Source organism: Mesorhizobium sp. M1004, assembly GCF_040318795.1.
GTDB lineage: Bacteria > Pseudomonadota > Alphaproteobacteria > Rhizobiales > Rhizobiaceae > Mesorhizobium.
In genome coordinates this window covers 151,788-164,218 of record NZ_JAMYNB010000008.1, presented here as the reverse complement: position 1 = coordinate 164,218, position 12,431 = coordinate 151,788, and the positions used below count along the sequence as shown (strand labels likewise).

Genomic DNA, 12,431 nt, shown 5'->3' with positions numbered 1-12,431 from the left:
CCAATGGCTAACCTGGGAAAATTGGCGATCGCGATGCTCGGCGTCTTGGCATACCAAAATCGCGACAAGATCGGCGAGATCATCCGTGGAGCGGGCGATCGCAACCCAAATGATCCGCAAGGCGGGATTCTGGATCAGCTTTCAAAAGGCGTTTCGGGGACCGCGCTTGGCGATATTCTCGACCGGTTCAGAGGGGCAGGCGCCGGATCGAAGGTCGATTCGTGGGTAGGCACCGGGCCGAACGAGCCGATCCAGCCAAGCGAGGTGGAAGCAGCCATAGACGAAGACACCCTGACTTCCCTCTCGATGCAGACCGGCCTATCGCGCGAGGAGCTCATAAGCCGGATCACGCGAGATTTGCCTGAGGCCGTCAGCAAGATGACGCCTACTGGTGAATTGCCCGTTGAGGCGCCGAAAAGCTCCGGTGAGACGACCTTGCTCGACGACGTGCCATCGCACAGGACGCAAGCGAATTCAGGCGGTCAAAGCGATATCTAAGGTGACGGCTATCCATCAGGGAGAGATACTAAATCGTACTGGCGCGCGAGTTGGCATGATCGGGCAGGGCGGTCACGGTGGTCATACAGCAAACGTACTTGCCGAGTTGGATCTATTGGCCGCGCTACTCGATTCCCGCTGGCGCATTCCAGGCACATCAATTCGTTTTGGACTGGATGCGCTCGTAGGTCTGGTTCCCGTACTCGGAGATGCGGCGACGGGCATTGTCTCGGCCTACATCGTCTTGCGAGCTCGAAACGTCGGTGCCGGAAATGGGTTGGTCGCCCGCATGCTAGGCAACGTGCTGCTGGATACGCTCGTAGGAAGTGTCCCAATTCTCGGCTCGATCTTCGACGTCTATTTTAAGGCGAACAATCGCAACATCACTCTGCTGCGCCGTCACATCAACAAGTGAGGCGGATAACCAATCGTCGCGATGCAATTCTTCTAAAAGGCTCGGAACCGACAGGGGCGCTGGGGCTTGAGTCGCGATTCCTGGAGTCGCGAGCATATGACCAGTGCCATTGACCGGCTTTCGTTCATCGAGTTCCAATCGCCCACACTGGTCGAGAAAGCTCCCGAAGGCGGAGATTGGCTTCACGAGATCAAATATGACGGCTACAGGACGCAGCTGGTCGTTGAAGGCGGAAAGGCGCGAGCATTCACGCGTCGCGGCTACGATTGGTCCCACCGTTACAAGAGGATTGTTCAGGCCGCGGCAAGCCTGCCGGTTTGCTGTTCGGGATAGCTGACCGTCGATCGAGCCTGCCTGCGGGCCTCTTGGTTTTTTACGACGCCAGTCGGAACCCAGACGGGTCGCAGATGATTCAGATGCGCATCCGGGCTATCAGCGAGGATCGTGAGCAAAATGGCGGGGGGTGACCACGAAGGCGACAAAACTGCGCTCCGGGAGCCCAAAGTTTCGTCTAGGACGCATGACCCGGGTCACAGCGCCGCGGCACGAGTTCGACTTCATCACCAAGGTCGGCCGCATAGACCACGCCGGAGCTCTCGCAACGTTGCAGAGGCATATGGGAGATATAGAGGCGGTCTTTTTCGGAACTGATGTTTTGGCTAAAGCGCTAGACCAGCCTGCCGAGTGACGCTCAGTTATCCCTATCGCGGCGCCCAGCCAGCCTTTCCGTTGCCGCTCAGTAAGCCGGCACAAGGCGCGTGTTTCGCAACGGCAAGGCCATGGTGAACTGCAAGCCGTCACGATGGTAGTTCAATTCGATCTTGGCGTTGCATTGCACGGTCACGACTTTTTCCAGAAGTGTCGTGCCAAACCCCCGGCGACTGGGCTGCTCGACTTTCGGCCCATCTCGTTCCCGCCAGTCAAGATTGACGATCTGTGTATCGCCGGACCCGCCTAACGACCAGCGGACGTCAAGGCGGCCTCCCGTTTGCGAAAGCGCGCCAAACTTCGACGAATTGGAGGCCAGTTCGTGGAAAGCCATCCCGACAGGGACCGCAATGTCGGCGACTAGCGCTACGTTCGGGCCTTCCATAACGATGCGCGGCCTGTCGCGCGTCTCATAGTGGTCAAGCTCGCTTTCGAGCAGCTTGTGCAGCGAGGCAGTCTGCCAATAATCGTCGGTAAGCATCGAATGGGTCTGGGCCAGGGAAACGAGCCTGGCTGAAAAATCGCGTACGAAATCATCGACGTTGCCGCTCGACCTGGCCGTCGCGCCCATCATGGCGCGAACGTTGGCCAGCGTGTTCTTGACGCGGTGATGCAGCTCGCGGATGAGCAATTTCTGCCGATCGGCGACCTCCCGCTTCTGTTCGATGTAGGACTGGACCTCACGCTGGCGGGCGCGGGCACGCAAGGCGGAGCGCACCGAGTTGGCGAGGCTCGAAGCCAGAAATGGCCGTTCAAGCACGATCAGATAGCGGTCCAGAAATGCCATCCGCGTGTCGACTTCGTTCCCCCGCATCGTCAGAAGCACGATCGGAAAATCCGACCATGCGGGTTGGGCTTCAAGCCAGGCCGCAAACTGCGTTCGATCGGAACTGAGCAGGGCCTCCTCGGCCACGACAAGGCACTGAGCCTCGTCGAGAAGCGGCACTGCCTCTTCCAAGCTGCCGCACACACGCGAGGCAATCTGGTTTGTAGCCAGGATGGAGGCCGCGATCCTCGCGTCACGGCCAAGCGGCGCCAGCACGAGAACGGCGGGGCTGGACGACATCACAGCGCCTTGTCCCTCAGAAGGTCTGTCGGCTTGCCTTCAAATTCCGGAGATCCCATCAGGATGCCGCGGAATTGTTCCAGTGGCTCACCTACGGCCACGCCGTTACCGCCGATTTTAAACTCACGAATCGTCTCTTCGTGGGGGCCGACACGTTTCTTGACAACGGAAATCGCGCGTCTCAACTGACCTGCGTTCTCGAAGAAGCGCAGAAGCATGATGGAATCGCAGAGATAGGTCATGTCGACCGGCGCTGCCGTTTGCCCAAACAGCCCGTGATTGGCCAACAGCAGGATCGTCGCCACTGCCTTCTGATTGAGATAGGTGAGGATCTCGTGCATCTGAAGCACCAGATGTTGTTCTTCGGACATGGCATTGAGATAGCCAGTTAGGCTGTCGATCACGACGATCCGCACATTGGATTCTTCGACGGCCGCTTGGATGCGCGAAGACAATTCGCCTGGTGAAAGCTCAGCCGGATTGACAGATTCAAGCATCAGCGTGCCGTCCTCGGCAAACGGCTCCAGGTCCATGCCGAGCCCGGCGGCGCGCGCCAAGAAGATGCGCTTTGTCTCGTCAAACAACAGCACCAGCACACGCTCGCCACGCTCGAGTGCGGCATAGCAATAGGTGCAGGCAATGGTAGACTTGCCAACGCCAGACGGCCCCATCAGCATCGTGCTGGTACCGCGGGCCAGCCCGCCGCCAAGCAGGGTGTCGATCCGGTTGTTGCTCATGGCCGGCGTATCATGCTCGGCCACCTCATGCTCGGCTGCAACGAGCCGCGGATAGGCGATAACGCCGCCTGGGCGAATGACGAAATCGTGAAAGCCGCCCCGGATCTGCACGCCGCGCATTTTGATCACGCGTAGCCGCCGACGCTCTCCACCATAGACGGGCGACAGCTGCTCCATCCGAATGACGCCGTGACTGATCGAATGCAAATTGAGGTCATCCTGCTCAGCGGTCAGGTCGTCGAGCATAAGCACCGTCACATTGTTGAGCATGAAGAAGCTCTTCAATGCCAACACCTGGCGCCGATACCGCAGTGACCCTTGCGATAAAAGTCGAATTTCAGAGAGCGAATCGAACACCACGCGATCGGGTCTGACGCGTCCGATCTCGGCCATGGCAGACTGCACGGTTTCGCCGAGTTCCAATTCCGAGGAATGGATCAATGTCTGTAGCTGCGCAGGATCGAAACTGAGCTCCGGCGGCACAAGTTCAAGAATTTGCACCCCCTTCAGATCCCAGCCGTGACGGCCAGCAACCGAGAGCAGTTCGCGCTTGCTTTCTGACAAAGTGATGTAAAGGCATGTCTCGCCATTCTTGGCGCCCTCGATCAAAAACTGGAGGCCAAGAGTGGTTTTTCCAGAACCTGGTTTCCCTTCGATGAGATGGGAGCGGTTCCTGGCGTAGCCGCCACGAAGAATGTAGTCGAGGCCGCTAACTCCAGTTGTGATCGCCGAGGCGTCGTCTCTGTCCAACTAATCCCCCAATGTAATTTCGAGAACCAGATAACGACGGGCACCTTTCGCGGTTCCACGTCTCTCGGTGAGCGCCCTTGTCGTGAGACTCACGAAAAGGCGACAAGAAACGCGGCAAAAAAGGGCGCCGTACCTCTCGGAGCCCTTTTTCAAGTTCAGTTTGGAACCGGCGACCTACCAGCCTTGCCGGCCATACCAGTCATCGATGTCGCGCCGGGCGCGGTCCTTCTCAATGCCGTAGCGCTCCTGAATCTTGCCTTCCAACTGATCGCGGTTACCGGCAATACGGTCCAGATCATCGTCTGTGAGTTTGCCCCACTGTTCCTTGACCTTGCCCTTTACCTGCTTCCAATTGCCTTCGACACGGTTCCAGTCCATGGCACCTATCCTTGTTTGTTTCGGACTGAGAAAAACGCCGTAACGCTACCGGAGTTCCCGTCAAGTTTGAGCAGATCGACCGATCGAAGCGTGGCGAGGTAGGCGGCCCCGAAGCAACCCGCTCTGGAACGCGATGATGGCTTGCCGCGCCGGCTGTGTTCTCCACAGTTTTGGCCACAGTCGCTCGCGAGACCAGCTTCGTTGAACAAACACCGACAGGGATAGCGTGAAGCCAACTATGCTGCGTTCGTCATCCAAGCCTGGCGTCAGATACTAATTCTTTCTGTCGGGAGCCATGTTCCCTGCGGCTTTTGCCCTGAAGCGCCTTACCCGGCTGCGTGTGCCGCAGCTCTCATCCGAGCACCACCGCCTGCGCCCGCCACGCGAGGTGTCGATGAAAAGCCAACCGCAGTTCGGCCCGGTGCACTCGCGCACGCGGCGGCGGTCATTCCTGGACACCAAAAACTCGGCTGTCTCAAAGGCCACGCGGTGGCCGATAGTGTTCAGACTGGCTGCGTCGGTCCACTGCCAAGCGAGGCGGTCGCCGGACGGGAAAAGCGAGCGCTTCGGCAGGGCTAGGGCGACTGTATCGCGCACGATTTGCAAGGCATCGTCCGGCACCCGGGCGCCTGCCGCCTCGGCCTGGAGAGCCGCGTAAACGGCCTCGCGCAAAATCTTGGCCTTTTCCAATGCCGCCTCCGCAAGGAGCGGGCGGGCGGAAGCCTCCGCGAGCAGTGCTCGTGCCTCATCGACGTCGATCAAATCGGCACGTCCAGCCCAGACGACCAGGTCGGCATAGGTCTGCAAGAGGTCTGGGCCCCATACATCGCGTCGCGCGTCGACCGTGTTGACGAAGTCCAGGCAGGCGTGACCGCCAACCATGCGCATGTCGACGATAGTCTTCGCAAAATCCATCCCGGAAACATCGGTTGGCGGAACCGTATTGGCAAGAGGCCGTTGTAACGAAATAAACGTCTTTTGGCCGTTACGACGAGCCAACAACGCCCAGCGAAGGCTGCTTCCGATGAACCGCAACACAGCGACATTTCTGGTTTTATGTGTGATCTGGGGCACCACGTGGATCGGTATCAAGGCAGGGATCGCCACCGTGCCGCCTCTTATGTTCGCAGGCACGCGTTTTACAGTAGCCGGCTTGCTGATCCTCAGCGCGACGCGCCTAAGGGGCGCTGCTCTACCACGGGTGGCCAAAAGGAGTTGGCCGCGCCTTTTCGTTGTTACGTTGTTCATGATTCCGCTTTGCTATGGCCCACTCTTTTGGGGCATGCTCTACGTCGATACGGGCACCGCGGCTGTTCTTGAGCTTTCGCTGACCCCCGTCACGCTGCTTGGGTTTGCGTTGCTTCTGGGAGACGAACGCTATGACGGCCGCAGGCTCTTTGCGATTTTGCTCGGTGCGGCCGGTCTGTGCGTCCTGTTCGGGCCCGAAGCCTATGCTGGTTGGACACACGCAGACCAGCAGGGCAGGGGGCTCCGGCTGCTGGCGATGACAGCGGTGGCGTCGGCAGCTTTAATCTATGCATGGGGTTCGGTGCTCGCGCGGCCGCTTCTTGAGGTATATTCATCGGACTTCATCGCCGGCTTCACCACCCTTTTCGGGGGCGCATTCCTAATTCTCATCTCACTCGTTGTGGAGCCAGGCGCGGCCGCGGCTCTAAAAGGCGATTGGGGCTGGCCGGCCTGGGTCGGGTGGCTGTTCCTCGTGCTGTTTGGTTCGTTCATAGGCTACACACTCTTTATCCGGCTCCTGCACGAAATCGGCGCCTCGCGCGCCGGAGCATTTGCCTTCGTCTCACCCGTGATTGCCGTCGTGCTTGGCATCATCACCTACAGCGAGGAGGTTAGCCTGATCGACATCATCGGCATGGCTATCATGTTCTTCGCAGCGTTTCTTGCGCTACGCGAGCGCAAACAGGAAACATCATCCGCTTCCCCGCCGTTGATTCCACGCTCCGCGCGGGCCGATGGCAGAATATGAAAGACGGCGCGCGCATCCAGCCGCCAATCAGCCTTGAGATGGAAAAGCACAAGGTTCGCGTCTATGCGAAAAGAGGGCTTTCCCGGCAGCGTATCCCGCCTACCACCGGCGGCGAGGAAAGCTCCAGCTCATATGACAACACTAGTCGGCGAGGGATTTTGCCGAGTTGCTGTCAAGATTGCAGGCGGGATTTGATGGAAAAATCGCGAGGCTGCAATCAGCGACCTATTCGTTCCGATCGCGATGCAGGCTATCCGCCAACGCGTCGACAAAGTGTCAGCCGCATCGCTTCAGTTCCGCCACATGAACGCCGAGACGGAATGCCTGACCATCGGCATAAGAACGTGCATAGCTTTCTGCTTCGAACGGAAACGTCAGGGTGGCGCCGTAGGCGGTGACGCGGACCGTCCACTTCTTGTCGCGAACGAGTTCGACCGAATTGTCGGGCGACGTCATGATTTCCTCCGGCACCAGCAAGGAGGAGGCACGGATAACGTCGCAAAGGTCGTTTGAATGCAAACAATCCGACATGCTCATGTCGCTTGTTCTATACGCCCAGACTTTCTCTCGATTAGAGCAGCGCCACGGCTGCAATGTCGGTGGCGTTAAGTCCCCTAGCTGCCAAGACCTTTCCCATCGCGTTGGTCCCCTTGCGGCGTCACGCAGCGACCTTTCTGAACCCAACCGCCGAGATTGTCAGCCCGCAGTGTCTTCGAGAGAATAGCCGGCAAGCCGCAGGGTGCGAATGGCAACTCTGCGACGACTGCTTCAACAACTTTCGCGACTGGCTCATGTGAACGTCGACCGCCTGGGCGCTCACACTGGCTTTCTGCGACCAGCCAGCTGCGATGAATTCAGCACGGGTGATCACGGATTCTCGAGCATGTGGCGCACCAACTTGAACTCGATCGGCGCAAGAGGAATCTCCCCGGTGCTGCAAATACGGTGGTATCGAGCTCCATCTCGACGTCGCGATATGTCAGTGGTCTGCGCTTCTGCGCCAATTTTCGTGACGGTAGCCCAATCGCGAGCCTTCGCAGGTGGCCGAGGAGCTATGGCGGCGCAAATGGTCTGATGAAGCGTTGGTCGACCACGGGCTGCAACAGCCTGTGCTGACCTTCAGCACCTGGGGATATCAAGGCGACACAGGGCAGGGAATTGGTCCGGGCATCCCGCTTCAGCCGGCAGCTCCCGTCGCCAGCTCATTGTCTGGCCGACAGTCCAGCACAATTCCCACGCACCGGCCTTTCGCGGCAAGACCTAGCGCGTCATCGATCGAGCGGGCCAGCTTGCTGCCGAAGCCATCCACCTGCAGAATGTGGCCTAGGAGCAGGTAGAACTCCGCATCCTGCGAGGGAGATGCACCGGCCGCGGCTCCGTCGAACTCAGCGAGGGAAACGGAAGTCAGACGTTCCTGGATTGGCCTTGGCACATTTATGAACGGTCGATTCCAATGGCTGTCAAAGAGTACGGCGCGACATTGAGGGCGCAGCGAACCACCTCGAAACCGGTCGAGCTAGTAGCCGGGCCGGGTCAATCCGAGACAATTTCGTAGTGAAGAAGCTGGGCTTCGTCGAGTGCCGACTTCACTCCAGGCGAGATGACGCCGGAGCCGAAGAGGATAATATCTTCACGGCGTACGAATACTTCATGGCCCAGTCCCATGGACACAAATGTGCCCGAAGAGCTTCGTTCGAGAAGCCGAGCTCTGCCATTCAATATGGTGAGGGCGGCGTGGCGCCTCGATACCCAGGGCCGCTCGACGATGATATCGCATTCCGCCGATCTGCCGATTGTCACGGATTCGCCGTTTCGACAGGATCGCAGCTGATCTCTGTAGCGGATGACCAGATGAATCTGCCGCGGCAGGACCGAGCGTCTATCTGTAGTGGCGCCATGGCTGGTGATCTGCGTACCGGGGGCCCCATCGTCGCTCCACAGGGTATAGACATCGAAGAACTCTTGCTTCCCTTTCAAGGCCATTTTGTCGAGGAGCCGCAGGCCCTTGCGGCTTCTCGGGGAAAGGGCTTCGCAGAAGCTCTGGCTGATCAGCACCTCTCCGGGGTTCGCCGTGGTGGACAACCTTGCGGTGACATTGACAACGTCACCGAATATCGCGCCCCGCGCGCGAATGACCGCCCCGAAATGCAATCCGATACGGGCGCTTAACGGACCTTTAGTCAGTTGGTGGCTGATTTGGCAGACGGCCCTCAGCGCCATTTCCGGGCTCTCGAAGAGGCTGAGTATGTCATCGCCCTTCGAGTAAATGAAATCACCACCGTGCTTGGCGACGATCTCGCGCATCGTGTCCAGGCAATCCGAGACCTGCTGTAGAGCGGCATCGTCTCCGATCCGCTCATAGAGTGGCGTGCTGCCCACGACATCAGCTAAGAGGACTGCGGCAAGAAGCGTTTCCTGGTCCATCGATCTCGTGTCCGACCCAAAAAGTCAGCGTGCGTGTATAACACACGAGGTTGCCTGCGACATATCTGCTCGTGCGCCTGGGGCCGGGGCGATGCCTCAGGTGATCGTCGCGGACGGACGGGCGTATGCCATTCGTCGGCTTCGTGCCGACATCCAGAACCCTCTTCGCCCCAATCGTTCGCGACTTCGGTGCTATGAGTGGACTTGGTCTTTTTAGGTTCGGAAAGGCTGACCGAGTTGCAACGGGCGACGGCCTTCTCATGCACCATCAACCACGACCCGATCTCGGCCCTCCGACTTCGCACGGAATAGTGCCAGATCGGCGGCTTTGACGAGATCATTCGGGCTCTCGTTCGTATTTGGGACCGGTGGCGACGCCAACGCTGTGCTTTGCGATAAGATCACGGATCCATTGATCAGATTTCAGGTATATTCTCTTTGAAGATCACCTGAAGTCGTGGTTGATGCGGTTCATAGCTCAGGTGCCTTACAGAGTGGCTTAAAATGTTGAGCGCTTCCCGCGCCTCGACGCGCGGATTTTGATCTATGACCGCATCGAGCGTCCCATCCAACAAAAGTTCCTTGGTGCCGTCTGTCACCTCGTGGCCGAGAAAGAGAATGTCTTTCGCGCGTCCGCGCTCCTTGAGCGCCCGAGCGATGCCGGTGTTGCCGGCGCCGACATTGTAGATCGCGGCAAGATCGGGGTGCCGGTCCAGAAGCGCTGATGCTTCCGAATAAGCCTTCTCTCGGTCATCCAGCATTTCGCGCATCTCGACGATCTTGAGATTGGGCGACTCCTCGGTCAAGATGTGCCGGAATCCCATCTCGCGTTCCTCATGGCCGCGATAGGACAGCGAGCCGGCGAACAGCGCCACCTTGCTTGGGCGTTCCGATCCCATGAAGCGGTTGAGCAGATAGCCGGCCAGCCGCCCCGCGGCGCGGTTGTCGATGCCGATATAGGCCACTCTCGGAACATGCAGGATGTCGGAGGCGATGGTCACCACCTTGACGTCATTGGCCGACAGCGAGCGGATCGCCTCGCGCACCGTCGGATGATCGAGCGCGATCACGCCGACGCCTTGTGTCTGTCCACGCAATTCTTGCAGCAGGCGGGCGAGCCGGTCGGGGTTGAAGCCCTCTATGGTGGCGATGTGGACGTCGAGATCGGGGCGCGCCAAGGCCTGCGCCTCGATGTGTCGATGCAGCATCTTGATGAAGGAATTGGTGCCGGCCGGCAGAGCGAAGTCGAGACGGATGACCTCTCCAGGTGAGGGCCTGGGCGGCGCTCCGTTCGGGCCCTCCGCGATGTAGCCGAGGCGATGCGCCATTTCGAGCACGATCTCACGCGTGCGCGCCCGCACACCGGGCCTGTTGTTCAGCACGCGGTCGACGGTGGCGGCGGAAACGCCGGCTTCCCGGGCTATGTCAGTCAAGGTGGAACGCACCGTCTTCATCTCCTCAATGCATCAGATCGCACAATGCCGCTAGCCCGTCCGACGGCCACAGCTGCCAGCATCAGCGATTCTGATGGGAAATGATGTATCGAGCCTCAGCCGATGCGCAAGGAGGTTGGGCTAAATCGCGTCGCCCGGCGTGATAGTCGCGTGCCAGAAAGGCAGATTTCCCATCAAATCGAGGCATTGAGCCCGTGTGTCGACCTTTGCATGACGTATTTTCTCCGCGGTTGCGGTGTTACGATGTATTTTGAGTATTTATGATGTTGACAGCCTTCCGGTGCTGCCGTCAATATCCCTCAACGGGCTCGTGGAGGAAACATCGGCCCTGAGGGAGGAATTCCAATGTCTGATCTGATCCGCATATCGCGACGCGGCTTGCTGGCGTCCGGAGGGAAGGCGGTGGCGTTCGTGGCTGCGGCCGGTATCGCACCGCAATTCATCCGTCCCGGCCGTGCCGTTGCGGCCGACGCGCTGGCGCCAGGCATGGTAGGCGGTCCCACCGGTTTCGAGGGCGCCGAGCGCTATCAATATGGCGCCGACACGCCGGAAGCCCGTGCCGTTGAGGCGGCCAAGGCCTTGAAGGGAGCTGGCAAGGCACCGGCCAAGATCGTGCTTGGCCTGTCGGATGGCTCGATTGGCCAACTCACACAGCCTTTCCCTGCGGGTGCGCCGTCGATCAAGGAGCTGTGGGAAAAGGAAACCGGCATCCAGATCGAGATCGTCGGCCTGCCGAACGGCCAGGAATTCACCAAGACGATGCAGGACATCTCCACCAAGGGTGGGGCCTATGACATCTACTCGACGGAATGGAACCGCCTCGGCGACCTTGCCGAGACCGGCGGCATCGCCAAGCTCGACGACTTCGTCGCCCAGTACAAGCCCGAATGGGACGATCCCAAGACCGGCTATGTCGACGGCGCCAAGGGCGTGTCGCTGCTCAACAAATATCGCGGGTCCAACTATGGCGTGTCGCTGGACGGCGACTTCCAGACCTGGGTCTACCGCACCGACCTGTTCGGCGACGCCGCCGAGCAGAAGGCGTTCAAGGACAAATTCGGCTACGATCTGGCGCCGCCGAAGACCTGGAAGCAGCACAGTGACATCGCGGGCTTCTTCCAGCGGCCCGACAAGGGCCTGTTCGGCTCCACCGACCTGCGCAACCAGGGCTGGGGCTACACCAACTGGTATCAGCGCTATGTCTCGATGGCATCGCCCAACCAGTTCCTGTTCGGCGACGACGGCAAGCCGCTGATCAATTCCGAGCACGGCATTGCCGCCACCAACGAATATGTCGGCTCGCTCGTTCATCACTCGCCGGACGCGATCTCCTGGGGCTGGCCGGAGCAGTATGGAAATTTCGCCAAGGGCGGCGCGGCGATGACCTGCGCCTTCTCGAACCTGCCGAAATTCCTCGACAATGCCGGCAACAAGGATTCAGCCGTCACCGGCAAGATCGGCTCGATGCTGCCGCCCGGCCGCGAAGTCGGCGGCAAGCTGATCAGCCGTTCCGTGCTGTGGTTCTCGCTGACCGGCATGGTCTCGTCTCAGTCGAAAAACCAGGAGGTCGCCTACCTTTTGCTGCAGTGGCTGGGCTCCGCCCGCATATATGCCTGGATGAGCGCCAATCCGGGCGGCTATCTCGATCCGTTCCGGCTCTCGGATTTCTCCGATCCGCTGGTGCGCCAGACCTACCACGCCTACCACATCGACGTGGTGCGCGAGACCGTCGCCCGCACGGTGCCGACGATCAACTATCCCGGCGCCACCGCCTTCCACAACGCATTGGACGAAAACCTGATGGCGTCGCTGACCAAGGCCAAGACAGCGGAACAGGCGATGGCCGACACGGAAGCGGAGTGGAAGAAGATCGCCCGCCGCATCGGCGAGGACAAATTGCTCGAAGCCATCAGGACCAACAAGGAGGCCTGGCCGACGGTTCTCGATCCAATCAGCTGATCCGTCTCCCTGGATCAGCGCTGGAGGGGAAGAGCATCTGTTCCTC

Annotated in this window: 12 protein-coding genes; 5 read left to right on the top strand and 7 right to left on the bottom strand. The window is 59.7% G+C overall.

The genetic code is table 11. The features are described from left to right. Nucleotides 1-3: 3 nt before the first annotated feature. The 3 genes from NKH54_RS18300 (at nucleotide 4) to NKH54_RS18290 (ending at nucleotide 1,246) form a co-directional block, all read left to right on the top strand. Nucleotides 4-498 (top strand): YidB family protein, encoded by a 495-nt coding sequence (locus NKH54_RS18300; RefSeq protein WP_353028675.1) that lies wholly within the window; start codon nucleotides 4-6, stop codon nucleotides 496-498. A 55-nt stretch (nucleotides 499-553) separates the two neighbouring features. Next, entirely contained in the window at nucleotides 554-913 is a 360-nt protein-coding gene (locus NKH54_RS18295) for a DUF4112 domain-containing protein (protein ID WP_032998960.1), read from the top strand. A 96-nt stretch (nucleotides 914-1,009) separates the two neighbouring features. Further along, nucleotides 1,010-1,246 (top strand): ATP-dependent DNA ligase, encoded by a 237-nt coding sequence (locus NKH54_RS18290; protein ID WP_353028674.1) that lies wholly within the window; start codon nucleotides 1,010-1,012, stop codon nucleotides 1,244-1,246. A 403-nt stretch (nucleotides 1,247-1,649) separates the two neighbouring features. Here NKH54_RS18290 and NKH54_RS18285 read toward each other — a convergent pair whose 3' ends face one another. The 4 genes from NKH54_RS18285 to NKH54_RS18270 form a co-directional block, all read right to left on the bottom strand. Beyond that, nucleotides 1,650-2,687, bottom strand: a complete 1,038-nt coding sequence (locus NKH54_RS18285; RefSeq protein ID WP_353028673.1) for a sensor histidine kinase — start codon at nucleotides 2,685-2,687, stop codon at nucleotides 1,650-1,652. Beyond that, nucleotides 2,687-4,174 carry an ATPase domain-containing protein gene (locus NKH54_RS18280; protein WP_023669465.1) on the bottom strand — a complete coding sequence of 496 codons (1,488 nt, stop codon included), beginning with the start codon at nucleotides 4,172-4,174 and terminating at the stop codon, nucleotides 2,687-2,689. The genes NKH54_RS18285 and NKH54_RS18280 overlap by 1 nt, the downstream gene beginning before the upstream one ends. A gap of 174 nt (nucleotides 4,175-4,348) precedes the next feature. After that, nucleotides 4,349-4,552 carry a CsbD family protein gene (locus NKH54_RS18275; protein ID WP_023669466.1) on the bottom strand — a complete coding sequence of 68 codons (204 nt, stop codon included), beginning with the start codon at nucleotides 4,550-4,552 and terminating at the stop codon, nucleotides 4,349-4,351. Between the two features lie 273 nt (nucleotides 4,553-4,825). Beyond that, on the bottom strand, nucleotides 4,826-5,590 hold the full coding sequence (locus NKH54_RS18270; RefSeq protein WP_353028672.1) for a CGNR zinc finger domain-containing protein: 765 nt from the start codon (nucleotides 5,588-5,590) through the stop codon (nucleotides 4,826-4,828). On the opposite strand from NKH54_RS18270, the gene NKH54_RS18265 reads away from it, so the two are divergent. Next, on the top strand, nucleotides 5,577-6,548 hold the full coding sequence (locus tag NKH54_RS18265) for a DMT family transporter (protein ID WP_353028671.1): 972 nt from the start codon (nucleotides 5,577-5,579) through the stop codon (nucleotides 6,546-6,548). The genes NKH54_RS18270 and NKH54_RS18265 overlap by 14 nt on opposite strands. Before the next feature lie 276 nt (nucleotides 6,549-6,824). Here the strand turns inward: NKH54_RS18265 and NKH54_RS18260 are convergent, their stop codons facing one another. The 3 genes from NKH54_RS18260 to NKH54_RS18250 all read right to left on the bottom strand — a co-directional run bounded on the left by NKH54_RS18260 (nucleotide 6,825) and on the right by NKH54_RS18250 (nucleotide 10,417). Then, nucleotides 6,825-7,085 carry a hypothetical protein gene (locus NKH54_RS18260; RefSeq protein WP_353028670.1) on the bottom strand — a complete coding sequence of 87 codons (261 nt, stop codon included), beginning with the start codon at nucleotides 7,083-7,085 and terminating at the stop codon, nucleotides 6,825-6,827. 996 nt (nucleotides 7,086-8,081) lie between these two features. Next, a complete protein-coding gene (locus tag NKH54_RS18255; protein WP_353028669.1) occupies nucleotides 8,082-8,972 on the bottom strand; it encodes an adenylate/guanylate cyclase domain-containing protein in 891 nt (296 codons plus the stop codon). A gap of 416 nt (nucleotides 8,973-9,388) precedes the next feature. Next, the gene (locus NKH54_RS18250; RefSeq protein WP_353028668.1) at nucleotides 9,389-10,417 is read right to left on the bottom strand and encodes a LacI family DNA-binding transcriptional regulator; all 1,029 of its coding nucleotides are present in this window, start codon (nucleotides 10,415-10,417) and stop codon (nucleotides 9,389-9,391) included. Nucleotides 10,418-10,771: 354 nt separating this feature from the next. Here NKH54_RS18250 and NKH54_RS18245 point away from each other — a divergent pair, with 354 nt between their 5' ends. Continuing rightward, complete coding sequence (locus NKH54_RS18245; protein ID WP_353028667.1) at nucleotides 10,772-12,385, top strand: extracellular solute-binding protein; 1,614 nt, start codon at nucleotides 10,772-10,774, stop codon at nucleotides 12,383-12,385. Nucleotides 12,386-12,431: the final 46 nt, after the last annotated feature.

What these genes read in the sequence shown, in the direction of transcription:
- NKH54_RS18275 (WP_023669466.1), bottom strand. Translation starts at nt 4,552, where the DNA reads ATGGACTGGAACCGTGTCGAAGGCAATTGGAAGCAGGTAAAGGGCAAG.
- NKH54_RS18255 (WP_353028669.1), bottom strand. Translation starts at nt 8,972, where the DNA reads ATGGACCAGGAAACGCTTCTTGCCGCAGTCCTCTTAGCTGATGTCGTG.
- NKH54_RS18265 (WP_353028671.1), top strand. Translation starts at nt 5,577, where the DNA reads ATGAACCGCAACACAGCGACATTTCTGGTTTTATGTGTGATCTGGGGC.
- NKH54_RS18285 (WP_353028673.1), bottom strand. Translation starts at nt 2,687, where the DNA reads ATGTCGTCCAGCCCCGCCGTTCTCGTGCTGGCGCCGCTTGGCCGTGAC.
- NKH54_RS18290 (WP_353028674.1), top strand. Translation starts at nt 1,010, where the DNA reads ATGACCAGTGCCATTGACCGGCTTTCGTTCATCGAGTTCCAATCGCCC.
- NKH54_RS18260 (WP_353028670.1), bottom strand. Translation starts at nt 7,085, where the DNA reads ATGAGCATGTCGGATTGTTTGCATTCAAACGACCTTTGCGACGTTATC.
- NKH54_RS18295 (WP_032998960.1), top strand. Translation starts at nt 554, where the DNA reads ATGATCGGGCAGGGCGGTCACGGTGGTCATACAGCAAACGTACTTGCC.
- NKH54_RS18245 (WP_353028667.1), top strand. Translation starts at nt 10,772, where the DNA reads ATGTCTGATCTGATCCGCATATCGCGACGCGGCTTGCTGGCGTCCGGA.
- NKH54_RS18300 (WP_353028675.1), top strand. Translation starts at nt 4, where the DNA reads ATGGCTAACCTGGGAAAATTGGCGATCGCGATGCTCGGCGTCTTGGCA.